General features: G+C 61.6%; 13 protein-coding genes. 6 read left to right on the forward strand and 7 right to left on the reverse strand.

Annotated features, from left to right (window positions below; genetic code table 11):
- The first annotated feature begins 6 nt into the window (after nt 1-6).
- Entirely contained in the window at nt 7-1,806 is a 1,800-nt protein-coding gene (locus OXH56_10730) for a hypothetical protein (protein MCY3555785.1), read from the forward strand.
- Nucleotides 1,807-1,858: 52 nt separating this feature from the next.
- Here the strand turns inward: OXH56_10730 and OXH56_10735 are convergent, their stop codons facing one another.
- Together OXH56_10735 and OXH56_10740 are read right to left on the reverse strand one after the other, a co-directional pair.
- Complete coding sequence (locus tag OXH56_10735; GenBank protein ID MCY3555786.1) at nt 1,859-3,160, reverse strand: UDP-N-acetylglucosamine 1-carboxyvinyltransferase; 1,302 nt, start codon at nt 3,158-3,160, stop codon at nt 1,859-1,861.
- Nucleotides 3,161-3,242: 82 nt separating this feature from the next.
- Nucleotides 3,243-3,776: a 2'-5' RNA ligase family protein gene (locus OXH56_10740; protein ID MCY3555787.1), complete on the reverse strand. Its 534-nt coding sequence runs from the start codon at nt 3,774-3,776 to the stop codon at nt 3,243-3,245.
- Between the two features lie 235 nt (nt 3,777-4,011).
- Between OXH56_10740 and OXH56_10745 the strand changes: the two genes are divergently transcribed.
- Nucleotides 4,012-5,151, forward strand: coding sequence for a mandelate racemase/muconate lactonizing enzyme family protein (locus OXH56_10745; protein MCY3555788.1), 1,140 nt, complete (start codon nt 4,012-4,014; stop codon nt 5,149-5,151).
- A 156-nt stretch (nt 5,152-5,307) separates the two neighbouring features.
- On the forward strand, nt 5,308-7,311 hold the full coding sequence (locus OXH56_10750) for a pyrroloquinoline quinone-dependent dehydrogenase (protein MCY3555789.1): 2,004 nt from the start codon (nt 5,308-5,310) through the stop codon (nt 7,309-7,311).
- Nucleotides 7,312-7,405: 94 nt separating this feature from the next.
- Here the strand turns inward: OXH56_10750 and OXH56_10755 are convergent, their stop codons facing one another.
- The 5 genes from OXH56_10755 to serA all read right to left on the reverse strand — a co-directional run bounded on the left by OXH56_10755 (nt 7,406) and on the right by serA (nt 14,802).
- Entirely contained in the window at nt 7,406-8,338 is a 933-nt protein-coding gene (locus OXH56_10755) for an ornithine carbamoyltransferase (protein MCY3555790.1), read from the reverse strand.
- A gap of 51 nt (nt 8,339-8,389) precedes the next feature.
- A complete protein-coding gene (locus tag OXH56_10760) occupies nt 8,390-10,528 on the reverse strand; it encodes a pitrilysin family protein (GenBank protein ID MCY3555791.1) in 2,139 nt (712 codons plus the stop codon).
- 96 nt (nt 10,529-10,624) lie between these two features.
- The gene (locus OXH56_10765) at nt 10,625-12,145 is read right to left on the reverse strand and encodes a pitrilysin family protein (protein ID MCY3555792.1); all 1,521 of its coding nucleotides are present in this window, start codon (nt 12,143-12,145) and stop codon (nt 10,625-10,627) included.
- Nucleotides 12,146-12,214: 69 nt separating this feature from the next.
- Nucleotides 12,215-12,976, reverse strand: coding sequence for a pyridoxine 5'-phosphate synthase (locus OXH56_10770; protein ID MCY3555793.1), 762 nt, complete (start codon nt 12,974-12,976; stop codon nt 12,215-12,217).
- 197 nt (nt 12,977-13,173) lie between these two features.
- A complete protein-coding gene (gene serA, locus OXH56_10775; GenBank protein MCY3555794.1) occupies nt 13,174-14,802 on the reverse strand; it encodes a phosphoglycerate dehydrogenase in 1,629 nt (542 codons plus the stop codon).
- 265 nt (nt 14,803-15,067) lie between these two features.
- Between serA and OXH56_10780 the strand changes: the two genes are divergently transcribed.
- From OXH56_10780 to OXH56_10790, 3 genes are all read left to right on the forward strand, one after another.
- Nucleotides 15,068-18,634, forward strand: coding sequence for a DNA polymerase III subunit alpha (locus tag OXH56_10780; protein ID MCY3555795.1), 3,567 nt, complete (start codon nt 15,068-15,070; stop codon nt 18,632-18,634).
- 130 nt (nt 18,635-18,764) lie between these two features.
- Complete coding sequence (locus OXH56_10785; protein MCY3555796.1) at nt 18,765-20,609, forward strand: Ig-like domain-containing protein; 1,845 nt, start codon at nt 18,765-18,767, stop codon at nt 20,607-20,609.
- A gap of 19 nt (nt 20,610-20,628) precedes the next feature.
- Nucleotides 20,629-21,456: a hypothetical protein gene (locus OXH56_10790; protein MCY3555797.1), complete on the forward strand. Its 828-nt coding sequence runs from the start codon at nt 20,629-20,631 to the stop codon at nt 21,454-21,456.
- Nucleotides 21,457-21,459: the final 3 nt, after the last annotated feature.

A 21,459-nucleotide genomic window follows, 5' to 3' on the forward strand; every position in this document is an offset into this window, starting at 1 on the left:
CAATACATGGACCAGGCAACTTACAACAAACAAGTCGACGAACGGGCTGATCGGGTAGTCCGGCAGTGGTCGAAGCGGGAAGGCGGCGGTCTCTGGGACTTGAACGCGCACCTGGCGACGGGCATGGACGACGCGAAGGTCGTCGACATCGTGCGGAACGCGCTTTCGGACCAGACGGACGGATGGGGAGGCCGCCCTGCCGGCGGTCCGTTCCACGTGTATCCCTGCGGCGCGCTCATCGCCCGGTGGCCCGACCGGCTGCCGAAGGAAGCCCTGGAGATCATCCGGGATTTCATGATGGACGGTGTCCTCGAGCGCGGCAACACGGAGAACCACTGGTTGATGTTCTACGTGGGCAACCTGCTGGCGGCGGAACGGTGGCCGGACGCGACATGCATGTGGAACGGCCTGTCCGCGGAGGCCAATCGGGCCGAGGCCATGCGCTGGATCCTGGGGATGATCGAGCGGACGGCCGTCAACGGACATCACGAATACGACTCCCCCCAGTACCACGTCGAGCACATGGTACCGATGATTACGCTCGCGGACCACGCGGCCGACCCCCACCTGCGCCGCCAGGTGGAACAGGTGCTGTCCCTGTACGTGGCGGATATGGCGCTGGAGTATTACTATGGCTCCTGGGCGGGCGGTCACAGCCGCGAAGGCTACCGGGAGAACACCTGGCGGAAATCCGGTGCGATCTCCGCGCTGCAGTACCTGTACTTCGGCGACGAGGAGTTCGAACCGAAGCATCACGTCCATGGCTTCTGCATCCCGCCGGCCACGGCCGCCTACCGGCCCCCGGCCCTCTTCGCGGAGATGGCGGTGGACCGGTCCACCGCCCACGTCGTCAAGAAGACCAAGGCCCCCAGAACGATCTACCGCCGCGTGGAGCACGAGGCGCGTCCGGTCCGAAAATACACGTATATGAGCCCGTCCTTCGCCCTCGGGTCGTCTCAACTGGGCTTGCCGGGCCCCGGGGCCGGCCCCATCGACCTGATTTCATGGGACCTGACGTGGCGGGGAGAAAACCAGCAGGCCAAGATCTGCTGCAATCACCCCTACCGGAGCCCGGAACGGTTCAGCGCCTTTCTCGTGGGCTACCCGCAGCAGATCAGACGGCAGATCGGGTCCGACAAGCCCTACCTCCAATGGCCCGACCGGCTCTTCGGCGCGTCGCCATACGAGCGAATGATGCAGCACGAAGGCACTGTCATCGTCCTGTACAAGATCCCGCCGGACGACGAGGCGCCCTTCATCAACATGTTCCTGCCCCGGTCGATCGGCTGGGTGGAGCGAGACGGCTGGATCATGGGAGATACCGGCGCCGGCGCCTATATCGCCCTCTATCCGATCGGTCCCTACGGGTGGTCGGAAATCCGGGAGGAAGGGTCCATGCGCCACCTGGCGGCGAATCCCGACCAGATCGACGGCTGGCTCCTCAGGATCCCGGATCTGCATGGCGGACTGGTGCTTGAAGCCCGGGAGGCGGATCACGAGGAGTCCTTCGAAGCGTTCTGCACGCGCCGTGCCGCCTTGCAACCCGACCTGTCCGGATGGCCGGGGAGCGACCTCGTCGCCGTCGAGACATTGGATGGTAACCAGATGGAGATGTACTTCGATGGCCAGCACAGGGTGGACGGCGAGGCCATCGACTACGACGCCTACCCGCTGTACGAAGCGCCCGGGGTGGACGCGCAAGCCGGAACGGGCAGGATGACGTTTCGCAAGGGGGACCAGGAAGTACGGCTGGACTTCGGGGTCGACGCCTCCAAACCCCTCATGCCCATTCGGGTTATCGGCTAGCCGGGCTCGACGTCCAGGCGAGCCACTCACACCGACTCACACAGCTTTCCCTTCAATCCTCTTCCAACCCGTCCCACGACACTTCCGCGCCCAGGGCGCGCAGGTTCTCCACGAAATTCGGATGGGCCCGGTTGATGGACTCCGCGCCGTTGATGACGCTGGTGCCCGGAATACTTGCGGCGGTCATGTACAGGGCCACGGCCGCCCGGATGATGTAGGGCGCCTCCACGGTGGCCGGCTGAAGGGGACGGTTACCGAAGACGATGATGCGGTGGGGGTCGTTGATGACCGCGTGGGCGCCGAACTTGACCAGTTCCGAGATCCAGAAGAAGGCGCCTTCGTAGACCTTGTTCCAGAACATGATCGAACCCTCGGCCCGGATGGCCAGGGGGATCATCAGGGGCAGGAGGTCGGCGGGCAGGTAGGGCCAGGGCGCGGCCTCGATCTTGGCCAGGATATTGGACGTGAAGGGGTTTTCGATCCGGTGTGGCTGGCCGTTCCGCACCAGCGCGGTATCGCCCTCGTATTCGACGGTTACGCCCAGTTTCCTGAAGCAGCGGTTGATCAGGTCGAAATGGTGGGGTATGGCCTGCTCGACCCGCACTTCGCCGCCCGTCATGGCGCCCACGGCCAGGAACGTCGTGATCTCGTGATGATCGGGCGTGATCTCCACCGTGCCGCCGCCGAGACGGTCCACGCCCTGGATGTGCAGGACGTTCGCCCCGATGCCCTCGATCCTTGCCCCGAGGGTGTTGAGGAAATGGCACAGGTCCTGCACGTTGGGTTCGCACGCCGCGTTGACCAGCGTCGATTTGCCCTCGCCCAGGACCGCGGCCATGATGAAATTCTCGGTCCCGGTCACCGAAACGTAATCCTGCCAGATCCGGTCGCCCCTGAACCGGCCGTTCAGCTCGAATTCTATGGGATCTTCCGATACGATGCGGCCTCCCAGCGCGCGTAGCAGTTCCACGTGCGGGTCGATCTCCCGCACGCCGAGGGCGCATCCCTTGACGTTCGCGAAACGGATGGACCGGGTCCGATGCAGCAGGCCGGGCAGGAGGAGCAGGGCCGAGCGCATGCCTTCCGGCAGGGCCACCTCGCCGGTGTCGTCATGGAATCCTGCGTTGTTGACCTGAAGCGAACCGGCTTCCCGGTCCCAGTCGATCCGGGAGCCCAGGGCCTCGAGGAACGTGACGATTTTCTGCACGTCGGTGATGTCCGGCACGTTCCGGATCGTCACCGTCTCGTCGGTCAGGAGGGTGGCGCAGAGAATGGGAAGCACGGCGTTCTTGTTGCCGGACGGAACGACCGTGCCGGAGAGCGGTTTACCGCCTTCGACGATCAGACTGGCCATGGGGATCCTTACAGATTTGATGTGCTAACGGGGTTTCCGGCAACCATGTTTTCGACAACCATTCTTGCGGTCCATACTAATACTAACCGAGTGCATAGGTAAACCGTTCCTTCACGGGACGAAATTCGACCAGACCGATCTCCTGGAACCGTCCGGAGATCGGTTGGAAGACCTCACGACAGTACGCTAAGGCCGCTGTTACTTCGTCCGCCGACAGGTCGATGGCGATCGTGCAGTGCGGCACCCAGTTGCCGCGCAGGTAGAAGCCCATGCCCGCGTCTTCGTGTTTCGAAAACACCTCGCGAAATTGCGCGTGGACTTCCAGCAACCGGCGAGTTACCACAGGCGCCAGGAATACCACCCCTTCCTGGCCGGCGAAAGTCCCCAGGCTGCTCAATGTAAAGTCGAATGGATCGATGGATCGCGCGAATTCGAGCAGCCGCTCCGGGAAATCGTTCGTGTCGAGATCGTCGCCGTAGACCGCGAGGGAAACGTGCGGCCGGGCGCCGAGTTCCGATAGTGAAGGTTGTCCCAGGGCCGTGCCCAGACCGTCCCAGATATCGCGAACGGCCCGTTCGCTCGCATCGTCATAAAACAGTTCGATCGCGTAACCCATCAAATCAAGATATGCATTGGGCAGGGCAAGTCAACCACACCGAAAAACAGCGTCTGCTGGTGCCCTGACTCACCTTCTACCGCTCGCTTCCGGCTCGTCTGCCCTTCCTTGACAGCCCGAATCCACCCGTCTATCTTGCTCAAGACTCACCTGGTCTTTTTCGACACTTGAATTTCATTAGAAGCATAGCGCGAATGCGAACGTCCGGCATCGCGGCCGTCCGGAGTACTTCACGATGAAAATCACCGCCATCAAAACATTTGCCGGTTACTTCAAAAACCGTTCGCGCGGACTGGTCAAGGTGGAGACGGACGAGGGGCTGTACGGCTGGGGGGAAGCCTACTCGATCGGTCCCGACAAGTCCGTGGAACCCATTGCCGACTATATCTTCGAAATGATCAAGGGGGAAGATCCCAGGCGCGTCGAATACATCATGCTGAAGCTGTTCCAGCAGTTTCGCTTTCCACCGGGCGGTACGGGTCTGGCGGTCATGTCCGCCGTCGATCACGCTCTTTGGGATATCAGTGGAAAAGCCGCCGGGCTTCCGGTCTACATGCTTCTTGGCGGCACCGTCAGGGACCGCGTTCGGGTGTATCACAGCGTCGGCGGAAACGCAGGCGAAGCATCTGACCAGGCGCACGAACTGCATGACCGATGGGGATTTACGGCCTTTAAGACGAGTCCCTACCAGGTAGACATCGAGGCCGTACGGTGGGGCCGGGTCTGCAGCGCTGCCGCGCGGTTTTTTGAGGATGTAAGGGACCGCACGCCTGACGAATGGGAATTCGCCTTCGATCCCCACGCCCGGATTTTCGAGCCGGTCAGGGCGCTGCAACTCGCCAACGCCCTGGCGCCATACGATCCGTATTTCTACGAAGAGCCCCTGCGTCCCGAACACATTCCCGCGTGGGCACGGTTGCGGTCGCAGATGCAGGTACCGCTTGCTACCGGTGAATCGCTCTACACACGGTTCGAGTTCCTGGACCTCATGGCAGCCCACGGCGCCGATATCATACAGCCGGACATCTGCGTATGCGGAGGATTGCTGGAGATGCGCAAGATCGCTGCTATCGCCGAAGCGCACTACGTATCCATCGCCCCACACAATCCCATGGGTCCCCTGGCCACGGCCGTCAACGTGCACTTCGCGGCGGCCACACCCAATTTCAAGATACTCGAATACGGCCTTCCCGTGGGTACGGAATGGGAACAGTGTATCGCCGATCCATATCTTCCCGAGGATGGCTACCTGTTGTTGCGCGATCGTCCCGGGCTGGGTATCGAAATCGACGAGGAGGCGCTGAAAGACAATAAGATCGTGCACTGGCAGCGGACATGTACCATTCGTCCTGACGGGTCGACGTCCTACATCTGATGGAACGTGGGCGCGATGTTACACATAGAGGTTATATGAGTTGTACAATTGTACAATACTGAACCACGCAAGGTATACGTGACGGTGATGAAACACTTGAAACATAATAGACATCGCAGGTATTCGACTTAATCCTGTTTTCCAGGAGATTTCAACATGCAAAGCTTGCGTTCATTGACCGCGTTGACGCTCTCGGTCCTGTGCCTCGCCGTAATGTCGTCCTGTACCGGTGACGCCGGTCAGACGGGTGACGCCGGTCAGACGGGTGACGCCTCCCAGAAGGAATGGCGCGCGTATGCCGGAGACCACGCGAGCACCAAGTACGCGCCCCTGGCCATGATCGACCGGCATAACGTGACGGACCTCGAGGTCGCGTGGCGCTGGGATTCCATCGACAACGCCATCCTGGAGGCGGATTCGACCTTACGGGTATTCGTGAACGAGGCGACGCCGCTCAAGGTCGGCGGCGTGCTGTACACGAGTACAGCCCTGAGCCAGGTGGCGGCCATCGACGCGGCTACGGGGGAGACGATCTGGTCATACGATCCCGGTACGTGGAAGGATGGGACGCCCGCAAACGTGGGTTTCGTCCATCGCGGCGTGGCCTACTGGGAGGAGGGCGAGGACCGGCGCATCCTCTATGCCACGGGTGACGCCTGGCTCATCGCGCTGGACGCGGGAACGGGCGAACCGATCCCGGGTTTCGGTGACAACGGCCGCGTGGACCTGACGAAGGGCCTGCGCCGCCCCGTCGACCGGAGCCTCTACGCTGTCTCCAGCCCGCCGGTGATCGTCCGCGGGGTGGTCGTGGTGGGGGCGACCGTGCTGGATTCCTTCGCCGTGTTCCGGATGCCCGACGCGGCCATGCCGCCGGGCGACGTGCGTGGGTTCGACGTGCGGACGGGCGAACAGAAGTGGGTGTTCCAGACCATACCACAGGAAGGCGAGTTCGGTAACGAGACCTGGCTGGAAGAGTCCTGGAAGACCACGGGCAGCACGAACGTGTGGACGTGGATGAGCGCGGATGAGGAATTGGGGTACGTCTACCTGCCGGTCAGCACGCCCACCAACGACTTCTACGGCGGCCACCGGCTCGGTGACAACCTCTTCGCCGAGAGCCTGGTCTGCGTCAATGCCGAAACCGGCGAAAGGGTCTGGCACTTCCAGACAGTGCATCACGGGATATGGGACTACGACCTGCCCGCCGCGCCGAACCTGGTGGATATCACGGTGGAGGGCCGCGAGATCAAGGCGCTGGCCCAAGTCACCAAGCAGGGTTTCACCTTCGTCTTCGACCGGGCAACCGGAGAGCCGGTCTGGCCGATCGAGGAACGGGAGACGCCGCCGTCCACGGTACCCGGAGAAACCGCCTCGCCCACGCAGCCCTTCCCCACGAAACCGGCGGCCTTCGAGCGCCAGGGGCTGACGGAAGACGATCTCATCGATTTCACGCCCGAACTGCGCCAGGCGGCCCTGGACGCGATCGCGGAATACGACCATGGGCCGCTTTTCACGCCGCCGACCACAAGAGGCTTAATCGCAGTGCCCGGACTGGTGGGCGGCGCGAGCTGGTCGGGGGCGGCCGTGAATCCGGAAACGGGCATGTTGTACGTGCCGTCCTACAGCCTGCCGACCATTATGACCGTAAACGCGTCGGAGGAGGAGGACGCGCCTTATTCGTACACCGGCCGGTTCGCCTACGGGCCCACGATCATGGACGGCCTGCCGGTGATCAAGCCGCCTTATGGCCGCATCACCGCCATCGATCTGAACACGGGCGAGCATGTGTGGATGAGTGCTGTGGGCAACGGACCCCGAAACCACCCGGCCCTGGAAGGCCTGGACCTGCCGCCCCTGGGGTGGGACCGACGCACCTTTCCGCTGCTGACACCGTCTTTGCTGTTCGCCGCCCAGATGGGGATCGTGCTGGACAGGAATGTGTCGGACCGCGGCAACGCCATGACCTACGATTCCGAGAGCAACGAGGCGTTCCTGCGGGCCTTTGATCCTGATAACGGCGATCTGATCGCGGAAATCCCCCTTCCCGGCAATGCGACGGGCAATCCCATGACCTATATGGTGGGTGAAAAACAGTATATCGCCGTACCGATAGGCGGGGCGTCCGAAAGGGCGGAACTGGTGGTGTTGGGCCTACCCTGACTGGAGCTGCCCGGCGCGTCCCGGGACGCGCGTAGGTTCCGGCAGCCGGCATGGAAAGCGCCGGCATGGAAGGCGCCGGTGGACATGACGCCCGTTACAACCGGTTCAGCAGTCGCAGCATGATGGCCTTCTGCGCGTCCAGGCGGTTCTCGGCCTGGTCGTAGATGATCGACTGCTCGTGCTCGATCATGTCCTCGGCGATTTCGTAGCCGGGATGGATGGGCATGTCGTGCATGATCTTCGCACGGCGGCCGGCGAGCAGGGACGCGTTGATCTGGTAGGGCATCATGATCCCGCTCCGCTTCTCCTTCTCGGCCGCGTAGGCGGGATCGTTGAAGAGTTCCATGTCGAGCCAGGTATCCGTGTAGACGTAGTCGGCCTCCGCGACCGCCTCCCCGGCGTCCAGCGTCTCGGTGAGCAATCCCCTGTCCAATAGCTTCTTCCGGCTTTCCTCGTCCACACTGGCCGGCTCCCGGATCGGACAGACCAGCGTCAGGTGCACGCCCAGCGGCGCGGCGATGGAAACCAGCGAATTGACCACGTTGTTGTACACGCCGATGTAGGTCAGCCGCGCGCCTTCCACGCCCTCCGGACGGTCTTCCGCGATGGTCAGCACGTCCGCCAGGGCCTGGCAGGGGTGGTAGAGGTTGCAGCACCCGTTGATGACGGGCACCGTGGAGGCCTTTTCCATCTCCAGCAGGTCCCGGTTGTCCTTCAGCCGCGCCATGATGATCGCCGCGTTGCGTCCCAGGTACCGCGTCTCGAAGCGGACCTTGCTCAGGGTGAAGTTCGTCGTCATCCAGTCCAGGTTGATGGCGTGACCGCCCATTTCGGTCATGCCTGCCTCAAAGGACACCCGCGTGCGCGTGGAAGTCTTCTGGAAGATCATGACCAGCGTATTGCCCTGCATGCGGCCCTGGTATTCCCAGCGGTAGTGCTTGACGCGCCGGGCCAGGTCGAGGATCTCCACGATCTCGCCGTCGTCCCAGTACTTCCAGTCGATCAGGTGCTTGATGTCTGCGGACATACTCGCTTCCTTTTATTCAGGCGCTGCAAAGGCGTCGGCCGGAAATTCTGCTTATTCAGGCGTCGCAAACGCGTCCGCCGGTAATTCCACGTTGATCTCGACCGTCTGCGTCACGGTCTTGTCGCCCGGGTTTCCGTTTTCCGTACTCGTTCTCATGAAAGGCACCATGATCCCGCTTACCTCGCGGTAATCGCTCATCATCCTTTCCGCTTCCACGGGCCCCTGCTGCGATACGGTCTGGCCGGACCACTTCACCGGGAACATGGTCTCCGCGTCGAGGTAGAGCCGGTAGGGATTCATACCCGGAGGCGTGATAAGCAGCGCTTCCACGGCCGTGCCTTCGACCTCCTCCTGCCCGATGTGCTGGACCGCGAGCCCCTCTGCGTCCAGCCGCTGGTACAGGAGAAGCGGGTTCCGCCACTGATCCTCGAGAATCGAATCCCGCTGTTGCGTCGGCAGAGGTTGCGTATTCCCCATGGGGTCGACAATCCAGCCCTGATCCCCGCTGAGTATGAAATCGATATTTCCCATGGGCGTCTGCATGACCGTCTTCCACTGGTCCGGCAGGGCAACCAGGGATTCTATGGTGATGTTCATTTCGCCCATCGGCCTGACCACGGTAACCTCCGCGGTCTCGCGGAAGGTCTTTACCGCGGCGATCGCATCGAGCCCGCCCAGGGCCTCGGCCGAGCGTACCAGCAGTTCCCTGCCCATGGCCACGTCGTCCTCGGTGGCTACCGGGGCTTCCACGGCGGGAAGCGCGATGGTCACGTCGATCTCGTTGACCTCGCCGAACGCCGACATCGCCTCGTCGAAATCCTGGTCGTTCCCGACCACGATGAGGCGCATATTGTCCGGCTGCAGGTATTCACGGGCTACGCGCTTGACGTCTTCCACGGTTACCTTTTCGATCCCGGTCTTGGTCTTCTCGAGAAAATCCTGGGGGTAGCCATAGTACTCGTAGGTCATCTGCCGGTCGATGATCTCCCGGCGGGAATCGAAATTGAAGACGAAAGAATTCAGGAAACTTTCCTTGGCCAGGTTCAGTTCCTCTTCCGTGATTTCATCGGTCGTCATCCGACCCACCTCGTGCCGGAGAGATCGGATCGCCTGCGCCGTGGTTTCCGAACTGGTCATGCAGGCCACGTAGAAAATCCCGGGGAAATTGTAGTTGGCGCTGTAGATGCCGAAGACGGCGTAGGCCAGGCCCTGCTCCGAACGAACGATGCGAAAGAGCCGGCCGGAAAACCCGCCGCTGAGGATATCGTTCATGACCCGCAGGGCGAAGTAGTCGGGGTTATCCCTGACGCCGCCGATGTGGCCGAGGACGACCGTGCTCTGGTTGATATCGTCCTTCCGGACCAGGTTCACCGAACTGTCGTAAGTATAGTCGACATCGGGCAGATCGGGCCGCACGAACCCGGCCTTCTCCCATCCCCCGAATACATCGGAGATCTTCTTTACCATCTCGTCCGTGTCGAAATCCCCCCACACGCCGAACATGGTGTTGTCCGGATGCATCCAGTCCCGGTGAAAGGCCACGAGGTCGTCCCGGGTAATGGCGTCGATCGTGGCGTATTCGGCGTGGCGCGCGTACACGCTCTCCGCCCCGTAGATCAGCTTGCGGTATTCCCGGAAGGCCATGTCGGTCGGGTCGTCGTTCCGACGGGCGATCGTGGACCGCGCGGTGACTTTTTCCAGTTCAATCTTGTCGTCGGGGAAGGCGGGATGCATGAGAATGTCCGCGAGAATGGGCAGCACGGTATCCACGTTGTCCTTGAGGGCGGACATGTAAGCGGAACCGGAAACCAGGCCGATCTGCGTCTCTACGGTGGCGCCCAGTCCCTCCAGGGTCTCGTCGATCTCGTCGCCCGACATGCTCGTGGACCCACCCGTGCGCATGACCGCGCCGGTGATCCCGGCCAGGCCGATCCTGTCCGCCGGTTCGTTGACGGAGCCCACGCCGAAGCGGGCGCTCAGGTTGATCATCGGCAGCCGGCGGTCTTCCACCAGATACAGGATGATCCCGTTATCCAGGACCACCCTGGTGGGCGTCGGGGTGACGATATCGTTGAGCGGCGGGTATTCCAGTTCTCTGTAGTCCTTCTGTGCCGCGGCCGGCATGGCCGAAAAGACCAGCCCTGCCAGCATCAGGCCAAGTGTGGCGGTTTTAAGACGGGTACTGCGCATGGGTTTCGACTCCTGTGTTCTGGGCAACGGATGTTCGCGTCGGTCCGTCATCATACGGTCCGTGTTCATTCGGTCTGTGTTCGCGTCGGTCCGTGATCATTCGGTTCCGTCATCATCCATGGTAACGATCGAAGCCACCGTCCGGTTCTTGGAAACCAGGTACTCGTTGGCTACGCGCTTGATATCTTCGGCGGTCACCTCATTGATCGCGTCGATACTGTGGAAGAGGTTGCGCCAGTCTCCGGTAAGTACATGGAAATAAGCCAGTTGAGTCGCGAGTCCCATGTTGGATTCGAGTCCTCGTATCAGGTTGACCCGGGCCCGCACTTTCGCCCTGGACAGTTCCTCTTCGGAGACTTCCTCGTTACGGATCCGTTCGATTTCCTCCTCAATGGCCTGCTCCGTATCCGCCGCGGTGTAGTCCTTACTCGGAAAGGCGAAAAACACGATCATGTTGGGGTACTTGCTGCCCGGGAAGTCCGTGAAGGAGGAAGCGTTCACCGCGATTTTCTGATCCTTGACGAGTTTTGTATACAACCGGCTGGTGCGGCCGCTTCCCAGGATATCGGACAGTACGTTGAACACCACGTCGTCTTCGTGGTTGATGTCGACCTTATGGTAACCCATCAGGATTACCGGCTGGGACCGGTCTTCCATGGTCACGCGACGCTCCGCTATTTGCGGGGGTTCGGTCGTCTCAACCGGTTCGACCGGAGGTCCGGCCGGAAGGCGGTCGAAATACTCGTGGGCCAGTTCCTTGACGTGCGCGGGGTCCGCGTCGCCCGAGATGATGATCGTCAGGTTGCCGGCGCCATAGTATCGCCTGAAGAAATCCATCGCCTCCGCACGGGTCATGGAATCAATGTCCGCCATGTGACCCACGGTCGGTTCGCCGTAGGGATGGGCCTTGTAGGCGGCGCTCAGCATTTCCTCCACCAGGCGTCCTACCGGACTGCTTTCGCCCATCCGGCGTTCTTCCTTGACCACGTCCCGTTCGATGAAGAACTCCCGGAGCACCGGTTCGAGGAAGCGGTTGGACTCCAGCGCGAAGAACAGTTCGAGCTTGTTCGAGGGAAGACTGTAGAAATACCGCGTGGCGTCCCGGCCGGTCGTGGCGTTCAACCCCGTGCCGCCGGCGCGATCAATGGCCTCGTCCATGGCATTGGACCGGCCGAGTTCCCGGGCGGCCGTCTTGGCGTCATCGAAGGCCTGCTCCAGGCTGGCCAGGCGCTCGGCGTCGGCCAGGTGGCCCTTGTGCCGCTCGCTGCGGAGATCGTCGAAAATCTCGTCCACCTTTTTCATGGCCGCGTACTCGGCTTCCAGGTCCATGGCGCCGATGGTCGTGGTACCCTTGAATGCCATGTGCTCGAAGAGGTGGGCCATGCCCGTGATGCCCTTGACCTCGTCCACGGAGCCGACGTCCGCGTAGGTAAGGACGCTCAGGACCGGGGCGTCATGGTTCTCCACCACGATGAAGGTGAGTCCGTTATCGAGCGTGAATTCCGTAACGTTCTGCTCGAAGGCGGCCAGGTCCTGGGCTATCGCCGGGCCGGACGGGCCGGACAAGACCAGGACCATGACGGCCAATGGGATAAGTTGCGTTAATCGGGTCTTCATGTAATCAACCTCCAGGGGGAATTTGTTGTATTGCGCAAAACCAATACGTTAAGGATAGATCCCATTTGATCAAGCACTGGTTGAAATCGTCTTTGCCTTTTCGAGTTCGCCCAGGTACGCGCCCACGGCGAGCTTCAGCCCCATCTCCAGCGCGTCGGCCACCAGCGCGTGGCCGATCGAGACCTCGAGCACGTTCGGTACGGTGCCGCAGAACACCGCCAGGTTGTCCAGGTTGAGATCGTGACCGGCATTGACGCCCAGGCCGAGCTCATGGGCGCGTTCCGCCGCACTGGCGAAGGCCGAAAGTACGGGTTGCATCTCTTCGGGACCCGCCGCAAAGGCCACCGCATAGGGTTCGGTGTACAACTCGATCCGGTCGGCCCCGATATCGGGCACCCGGTCGATCTGGTCGAGGTCCGCGTCCATGAACAGGCTGACCCGGCAGCCCAGGTCCTTCAGTTCCGCGATGACCGGTTTGAGTTTCTCGGCATTGACCTTCACGTCCCATCCGTGGTCCGAGGTGAAGGCGTCCGGGTCGTCGGGAACCAGCGTGGCCTGCGTGGGCCGGGTCTTGCGGACGATCTCCATGAACTGGTGGAAGGGATTGCCCTCGATGCTGTATTCGATATCGGGGTAGTCCTGCAGCATTTCGGCCAGGTCGTCCACGTCGCCGGGCGTGATATGCCGCTGGTCGGGCCGCGGGTGTACCGTGATGCCGTAGGCGCCGGCCTCGATCGCGATCCGGGACATGCCCGTCACGCTGGGTATGCCGTGCAGGCGCGTGTTCCGCAGCAGGGCCACCTTGTTTACGTTGACACTTAGTTTAGCCATGGATCCTCCGATTTCAGGCCACAGGTCGAATAGACTTTGTATTCCCCTAAACTACAGTTTTCCTTCAATCGTTCCGCGGGTTGCGGGGTCGGCCAGACCGCGCCGTCGGCCTTGTTGTGCCGTCGGTCGGGCACGCGTCATCGACCTTGCCGTACCGTCGGTCGGTCCGCGCCAGGGCCTCCGGCCGCGCGGCCGCATTACCCGGGCATCCAGGGAGGCAGGGCTCCGTGGGCGGGCAGCCGGATAAACCGTGCGCTGTTGATGGCCGGGTGACCCATGATCTCGTCGATGGACTCCTGGGGCGGGACGTCGTCCAGGTTCAGCACGCCCACGGCCTTGCCGCCGGGCTCGTTCCCCAGCCTGCCCACGGCCATCTGGGCGATGTTCACCTTGTACCTTCCGAAGGTGTCGCCGATGGCGCCGACGATGCCGGGCACGTCGCTGTGGTGGAAGACCAGGAGGTTGCCGTCCAGGTAGGCCTCCATGCGGTGTTCGCCCAGGCGGATCAACCTCGGCATGTTGTTCCCGAAAACCGTTCCGTCGGCCCGGTACGTCTCGTCGGCGCAGTCGATCTCCACGCTGATGGCCGAGGAGAAGAACCCGGCCGCGCTGCGGGTCTGTTCCGTCAGGTGGATGCCCCGTTCCCGGAGCAGCATCTCGCCGTTGACGATATTGACTTCCTCGTCGAGGGCGTCCTCGAGCAGGCCCGCGCAGAAGGCGGAGGTGAGCAGGCGCGTGTTCTCGTCGACCACCTTGCCGCGGTAGGTCAGCCGGCACGCGCGCGGCCCCCCGCTGTGCCACTGGGACAGCAGGATGCCCAGCCGGTAGGCCACGTCGAGATAGCCGCCCAGCGTCTGGTACGTATTCGAATCGATGGTTACGGCGTTCACGGCATGGCGGACTTCTCCGGTTACCAGGAAGTTGACCAGGAGGTCCACGGCTTCCACCGCCACGTCGGCCTGCGCCTCTTCCGTGCTCGCCCCGAGATGAGGAGTGCACAGCACGCCGGGCATGTGAAACAACGGACTGTCTACACAGGGTTCCTCTTCGTAGACGTCCAGCGCCACGCCGGCCAGCTTCCCGGATTCGAGGCCCCGGACCAGCGCTTCCTCGTCGTAGATGCCACCGCGGGCGCAGTTGACCAGCCGAGCGCCCGGTTTGAGCAGGTCGATCTCATCGTGGCTCACCAGGTGGCGGGTCTCCGGCGTCAGCGGCGTGTGCACAGTCAGGTAATCCACCTCGGGCAGCAGGTCGCGCACTTCGTCGACGTACTCCACGCCCAGCTTGGCGGCCTGTTCGGGCGAAAGGAAGGGGTCGAAGCCGATGACGCGCATGGCGAAAGCCTTCGCCCGTGCGGCGACCTCCCGGCCGATGCGTCCCATGCCGATGACGCCCAGGGTCTTGCCGGCCAGCTGGACCCCCGTGAACGCGCCGCGGTCCCACCGTCCTTCCATGAGACTCCGGTTTGCCGGCGCGATGTTGCGCGAAAGGGCTGCGATGAGGGTGAAGGTGTGCTCCGCCGTGCTCAGGGTATTGCCGGTCGGCGTGTTCATGACCACGATACCCTGCCGGGTCGCCGCGACGCGGTCTATGTTGTCCGTACCCACGCCCGCGCGCACGATACCGCGCAGGCGCGCGTTTCCTTTCAGCACGTCCGCCGTGATCTTCGTGTCGCTACGGCAGATGGCGCCGTCGTACTCCGTGAGGGCGCCGCACAGCGCCTCACCGTCGAGGCCGGTACGCACGTCGTGGGATACTTCGTCTGCCCCGGAGAGCCGTTCGAGCCCTTCCCGGGCCAGTTTATCGAGGACGATAACGCGATGCATAGCGATCTTTCGACTCCCGTATACCGGCTCGTTCCAAGGTAGAATTCACGTTCGAATCGAGGCACTTCCCGTCGTGGTACGAATCGTCTTCATACCCAACCGAAAAAAACGTAAAATACCTTGCGTCAACGGTTCTCATCAACCTATTTTTGCAATGTTGTTCCTGTAATTCACACCTGCTTCATATCGCGTCTGTTTCCACCGTGGCAGTTTCCTCCCCGGCCGCCGTTGGTAAACAGTGTCAACTGCCTTAAGGACGTACTCCGTGTCCTCGTTCGTACACCTGCACAACCATACCCATTACAGCCTCCTCGACGGCGCCAGCCGCATCGAAGATCTCGCCGAGACCGCCAAAGCCTTCGACATGCCCGCCATCGCCATGACCGACCATGGCAACATGTTCGGCGCCGTGGAGTTCTACAAGACGGTCACGGCCGCGGGCCTGAGGCCGATCATCGGTTGCGAGCTGTACCTGGCCCCGGGCAGCCGGAAGGAAAAGCGCCCGGTCCGGAGCGGTGACCGGCTCGATCGGTCGGCCCAGACGACGCACTTCGTCGTGCTCGCCAAGAACGCGACCGGCTACCGGAACCTGATGAAGCTCACCTCCGCCGGGTACCTCGAGGGGTTCTACTACAAGCCCCGGGTGGACATGGAGCTTCTGGAGAAGCACAGCGAAGGGCTGATCGCCACGTCCGCCTGCGCCAAGGGGCCGCTGGCCAACCTGGTGGTGGATGGCCAGATCGACCGGGCGCGGTCGAAATGCGGTCAGCTCAAGGAAATCTTCGGATCCGATTTCTACCTGGAGATCCAGGACCACGGACTGGAGTTCGACAAGACCATCAACAACGCGATGATCGATTTCTCCCGGGAGTTCGACCTCCCCATCGTCGCGACCAACGACGCCCACTATCTGAAGCGGGGCGATGCACCCGCCCAGGACGTTTTGGTCTGCATTCAGACCGGGAAGGAACTGAACGACCCCAAACGGCTCAGGTTCGCCACGGATTCGCTCTACTTCAAGAACACCGAGGAGATGAGCCAGCTGTTCGGCCATGTCTCCGGCGCCCTGGCAAACACGGTCTCCATCGCCGAGTCCATCGAATTCGAGCTGGAAATGGGCCAGTTCAAGTTTCCCCACTTCCCTTTGCCTGAAGGATATGACAGCGCGGACGCCTACCTGCACAAGTTGTCTTACGACGGGATGGAGAAGCGGTACGACACCGTCACCCCCGAATTGAAGGCCCGCCTCGAATACGAACTGGGCGTCATCAGCCAGATGGGCTATCCGAGCTACTTCCTCATCGTCGAGGATATCGCCCGGTTCGCCGCGGAGCAGGGCATCCCGCTCATGACGCGAGGGTCCGGCCTGGGATGCATGGTTGCCTACGTACTGGGCATTACGAACATCGACCCCATCGAGTACGGACTGCTTTTCGAACGCTTCCTGAATCCCGAGCGCGTCAGCATGCCCGACATCGACATCGACCTCGCGGACCGCGAACGCGACAAGGTCATCAACTACGTAGTGGAGAAATACGGCAAGAACAGCGTAGCCCAGATCATCACCTTCGGCACCATGGGGGCCAAGGCGGCGATCCGCGACGTGGGCCGCGTCCTCGGCATGTCCTACGGCGACGTGGACCGCGTGGCCAAGCTGGTGCCCGGCGAACTGAAGATCACCCTCGACCGGGCTATCGACCAGGTCCCGGAACTTAAGCAGATGGCCGACGGCGGCGGAACGGAAGGCCAGCTGATCCAATACGCCAGGACCCTGGAAGGCCTGGCCCGCCACGCGTCCGTCCACGCGGCGGGGGTGGTGATCACGCCGGGCGAACTGACCGACTACGTGCCGCTGTACAAGCCGAGTAACAAGGATACGATCGTCACCCAGTATCCCGGCGAGCTCATGGAGGACATCGGCCTGCCCAAGATGGACTTCCTGGGCCTGCAGAACCTGTCCGTCATCCAGGACGCCCTCGCGATCATCAAGGACACGACGGGCGACGAGATCGAGCTGGACGACATCCCCCTGGACGACGCGAAGACCCTGGACCTGTTCCGCAGGGGCGAGACCACGGGGATCTTCCAGTTTCACAGCGGGTGGCTCCACGAATTCCTGCGGCGGCTCCGGCCGGACGGCGTCGACGACCTGATCGCCATGAACGCGCTCTGCCGGCCCGGCCCCCTGAACGGCGGGGTCGTGGACGACTACATCGACCGCAAGCACGGGCGCAAGGAAGTCACCTATCACCACGCCGTGATGGAAACGGCCCTGAAGGAGACGTACGGCCTCATCGTCTATCAGGAGCAGGCGATGCAGATCGCCCGCGACATGGCGGGTTATACCCTGGGCCGCGCCGATTTCCTCCGGAAGGCCATGGCCAAGAAGCAACCCGAAGTCATGGCCGAAGAACGGCGGAATTTCGTCGACGGCGCGGTGGAGAACGGCATAGAGAGGGGCATCGCGGAAGAGGTCTTCGGCCTTATCGAGTACTTCGGCGGCTACGCCTTCAACAAGAGCCACTCGGCGGGTTATGCCGTACTCGCCTTCCAGGAGGCCTATCTGAAGGTGCACTACCCGGTGCCCTTCATGGCGGCGCTGCTGTCGAACACGATGTCCAATACCGAGGAAATCGTCGTACTGATCAACGAATGCCGGAAGATGGGCATCGAGGTGTTGCCGCCCGACGTCAACAGAAGCGACAAGACCTTCGTCGTGGAAGGCCGCTCGATCCGGTTCGGGCTGTGCGCCATAAAGAACGTGGGGCAGTCCGCGGTGGAATCCATTGTCGAGGCGAGGAAGGAACATGGCACCTTCGAGGATGTGTTCGGGCTCTGCGAGCACATCGACCTGCGGCTGGTCAACAAGCGGGTGCTCGAGTCGCTGATCCAGGCCGGCGCCTGCGACAGCCTGGAGGGGCACCGGGCGCAGCTCATGGACGTGCTCGATTCGGTCATCGAAGGGGCGCAGACCCGCCAGCAAGCCCGGGATAAGGGACAGACCTCCCTGTTCGACCTCGACGGCATGGGAGGCAGCGCCGGGCTGGAAGTTCACAAGCCCGTGCTGCCGATGATCCCCCGGTGGGCGGCAAGCGAGGAACTGGGCCTCGAGAAGGAACTGCTCGGATTCTACGTGACGGGACACCCGCTGAAGGAATACGAGGAAGACCTCCGGGCGTTCACGACGGCGGAGATGCGGCGCCTCGAACTCGCCAACGGCCGGCAGGACAGCGTCGTGGTCGGTGGTATCGTGACCGAGATCAAGCCCATCGTGGACCGAAACGGCAAGACCATGGCCTTCGTCACGCTCGAGGATTTCTCCGGGGCCGGCGAAGTGCTTGTCTTTTCTGAACCATACGCCCTGTACCGCGATCTTGTTTCGATCGACGCGCTGATCCTCGTGAACGGTCACCTTTCGAAAAAAGAAGAGGACAACAAGGTCATCGCTTCCGAGATCATCGCGTTGACGGATGCCCGGGACCGGCTGGCAAGGTCCGTCGTGGTGTCCATGGAGTACGAACAGGTCGGGGATGAAAACCTCGCGTCGCTCAAGGACGTGCTGGAGACCTATCCGGGCAAATGCGACGTGGTGCTCGAAGTGTCGACGGCCGATCACGGAGAGATCGGCGTAAGGGCGGGGAATCACATACAGGTCAGACCCACGGACGAGTTGCTCAAGACGCTGCGGGAATCGACCGGCGCGAAACGAGTCCGGCTGGCCGGCGCGCCCGCGCACAGCGGTGAAAGCGGATGGAAACCGGTGGAGATGAACGGCAGGAAACGGAACGGCCGCGGCCGCTGGAACGGGGACGGACGCGGTACCGGGAAATAGGGCTACGCGGAATGGAAACAGGTCTACGCGTAGCCGGCTACAACTACTGGCAATAAAGCCTTACGACTTGACGAGAGCTTACGATTCGACGAAAGCTTACGATACGGTAGGAGGTTGTATGTCATTCAGCATGATAACGACTCGTTTTGCCATACTGGTGATCGCAGGCGGCCTCTGGGCCGCGGGTTGCGGCGGCGGCGATTCACCGACAAGTCCGACACCTACCTCACCATCCCCTCCACCTCCACCGCCACCTCCGCCACCTGCACCGACGGTCTCCGTAGTCGAAGTCAGCCCGAACATGGCGACGCTGGAGGTGGGCAGGACCCAACGGTTTGTCGCGACCGCCAAAGCTTCCGACGGCACCGTGATCAGCGGGGTCGATTTTGCCTGGTCGAGCAGCAATACCGCCATAGCTACCATCAATAACAACGGGGTTGCCACGGCCGTGGCCGCAGGAACGGCCACCATCCGGGCGACGGGCAACGGCGTCTCGAGCGCGGCGGTAACGATTACGGTCACTGTGGCTGCCGTATCCCGTATCACGATCGCTCCTTCATCGACCCAGGTGTTGATGATAGGGGAAATGGTCACCTTCACGGCAACAGCCCGGACGGCGGGAGGCGTTGTGCGCGATGACGTAAGTGTCTCATGGGAGAGCAGCGACCTCACCGTAGTGACCATAACTTCCGCCGGTGTGGCCACGGCCATCGGCGCCGGTATGGCGACGGTCCGCGCTACGGCGGACGGAATCTGGAGTGCCCCGGTAACGATCAACGTGGCCGAACCGCCGCCGCCAGAACCGGTAGTGGCGACGGTGACGGTGAGTCCGGCTGAAGCGATGGTCGAGGTAGATGCGACACAGCAGTTCGAGGCGAAGGCACTGACGTCAGACGGTATGGAAGTCCCGGACGTGGAGTTCACCTGGTCGAGCTCGGATGATATGGTGGCGACGGTCGATTCGGACGGTCTGGCGACGGGTGTCGGATCTGGCGAAGCGATGATCACGGCCACCGCGGACAGTATATCGGGCATGGCAACGTTGACGGTGACTGAACCGCCGCCGCCCGAGCCCGTAGTAGCCAGCGTCGAGATTGTTGATGCCATGCCGGTGATGCTCGAGATCGGTGATACGCATCAGCTTATGGCCGTAGCCCGAACTTCAGACGGGACCATGGTCAGTGAGGTGGTTTTTGCGTGGTCGAGCGACGACAACGAGGTAGCGACCGTTGATTCGACCGGGCTGGTTACCGCGGTCGGAGCAGGCATGGCAACAATTACCGCCATGACAGAAGAAATCACTTCCGAACCGGTGACTGTCACGGTTGCCGAACCTCCTCCTGTAGTAGACAGGGTAGTCGTGGAACCATCAACTGCGTCAATTGAGGAAGGTGAGACGCGGCGATTTACAGCCAAAGCCTATACTTCGGACAATGATGCCATATCCGGCAAGACCTTTACATGGACGAGTAGCCGGCCTTCAGTGGCGACCATAAGTTCATCCGGTTTGGCGAGGGGTGTGAATGCCGGCACCACAACTATTGAAGCATCCGTTGACGGCAAGTCCGACACGGCAACGCTGAGGGTGACGGCGCCGCCTCCACCGCCACCTCCACCTCCACCGCCGCCACCGCCGATGTTGAGAAGCCGTACCGCGACGATTTCGGGCGCTTATTCGGCTGCTGGAAGAGTAACACTAAGTGAAGTTGCCGGCGGGCAACTCAAGCTGACAATAAACGGTCTAAATAGCACCGCGCCTGATACGTGGTTGGCACTTTCAGAGAATGCAAGCATTAGCTGGAGTAGGAGTCAAAATCTACCCAGTACAGCGCGTAGTTTCGGTGCGGTTTCAAATGGGAATTTTACGAGAACGTTTACACCTCCATCGGGCAAGGATATCGACTCATACGACTATGTCATTCTCTATTGTAGGGCGTTCAACCTGCTAATCTCCTCGAATTCCTTTAGTAACTAGTCAGTAAAGGATCAACAATATGAAAAGGTTTGTATTCTTCGTTTTATTTGTTGCCGTGATTATAGGCCATACCTCCACTACCCACGCTGGTGGATGGACTCAACCAAAGGGTAAGGGATATTTTAAATTGAGCCAGCAGGTCGTACGGGCGGACGCAATTACACGGCCGAACGGCGAACGCCATGAAATCCCCACTACTGTCAGTGGATATACGACGAGCTTGTACGGCGAATTCGGTTTGCTCGACCGCTTGACGCTGGTAGGATATTTGCCCGCTTATACGAATTTCAGCACAGATTTGGATGGGATACCGTCATCGTCAGGAATTGGTGATTGGGACATAGGATTGAGGGTCGGAATCCTTACCGAAGGACAAACAGTGGTCAGTCTGCAGGCCATGGCCGGGTTGCCGCTTGGTGAGTCAGGGGACGACATCCTCCTGTGGACCGGTGACGGCGAATTCAATCAACACGTCTCCTTACAAATAGGCCATTCGCTCTATCCCGTACCAGCCTATTTAAAAGGTGAGATCGGATACAACAACCGTCAAAGCAGCGATAACCGCGACGAAAATTACGCCGACGAGTTCCGGTATACCCTGCAGGCCGGATATACAATCGCTGACAGAGTGGGTATCTCGGTCTCGGTTCGCGGTGTCGAAGCCCTCGACCGAGCGGACGACGAATTTCACGAGCGTAACGATGTCGAGTACCTGTCCTATGGGCCTCAGGTCGATTTCTACGTTACGCCCAACGCGGGTATTACCGCCAGCATGTCGAGATTCACCAGAAGTCATAACATGCTGGACGCCCCAACGTGGGAATTCGGCGTTTTTCTGAAACTGTAGGTA

This window comes from Gemmatimonadota bacterium (assembly GCA_026702745.1).
GTDB lineage: Bacteria > JAAXHH01 > JAAXHH01 > JAAXHH01 > JAAXHH01 > JAAXHH01.

What these genes read in the sequence shown, in the direction of transcription:
- OXH56_10730 (MCY3555785.1), top strand. Translation starts at nt 7, where the DNA reads ATGGACCAGGCAACTTACAACAAACAAGTCGACGAACGGGCTGATCGG.
- OXH56_10735 (MCY3555786.1), bottom strand. Translation starts at nt 3,160, where the DNA reads ATGGCCAGTCTGATCGTCGAAGGCGGTAAACCGCTCTCCGGCACGGTC.
- OXH56_10740 (MCY3555787.1), bottom strand. Translation starts at nt 3,776, where the DNA reads ATGGGTTACGCGATCGAACTGTTTTATGACGATGCGAGCGAACGGGCC.
- OXH56_10745 (MCY3555788.1), top strand. Translation starts at nt 4,012, where the DNA reads ATGAAAATCACCGCCATCAAAACATTTGCCGGTTACTTCAAAAACCGT.
- OXH56_10750 (MCY3555789.1), top strand. Translation starts at nt 5,308, where the DNA reads ATGCAAAGCTTGCGTTCATTGACCGCGTTGACGCTCTCGGTCCTGTGC.
- OXH56_10755 (MCY3555790.1), bottom strand. Translation starts at nt 8,338, where the DNA reads ATGTCCGCAGACATCAAGCACCTGATCGACTGGAAGTACTGGGACGAC.
- OXH56_10760 (MCY3555791.1), bottom strand. Translation starts at nt 10,528, where the DNA reads ATGCGCAGTACCCGTCTTAAAACCGCCACACTTGGCCTGATGCTGGCA.
- OXH56_10765 (MCY3555792.1), bottom strand. Translation starts at nt 12,145, where the DNA reads ATGAAGACCCGATTAACGCAACTTATCCCATTGGCCGTCATGGTCCTG.
- OXH56_10770 (MCY3555793.1), bottom strand. Translation starts at nt 12,976, where the DNA reads ATGGCTAAACTAAGTGTCAACGTAAACAAGGTGGCCCTGCTGCGGAAC.
- serA (MCY3555794.1), bottom strand. Translation starts at nt 14,802, where the DNA reads ATGCATCGCGTTATCGTCCTCGATAAACTGGCCCGGGAAGGGCTCGAA.
- OXH56_10785 (MCY3555796.1), top strand. Translation starts at nt 18,765, where the DNA reads ATGATAACGACTCGTTTTGCCATACTGGTGATCGCAGGCGGCCTCTGG.
- OXH56_10790 (MCY3555797.1), top strand. Translation starts at nt 20,629, where the DNA reads ATGAAAAGGTTTGTATTCTTCGTTTTATTTGTTGCCGTGATTATAGGC.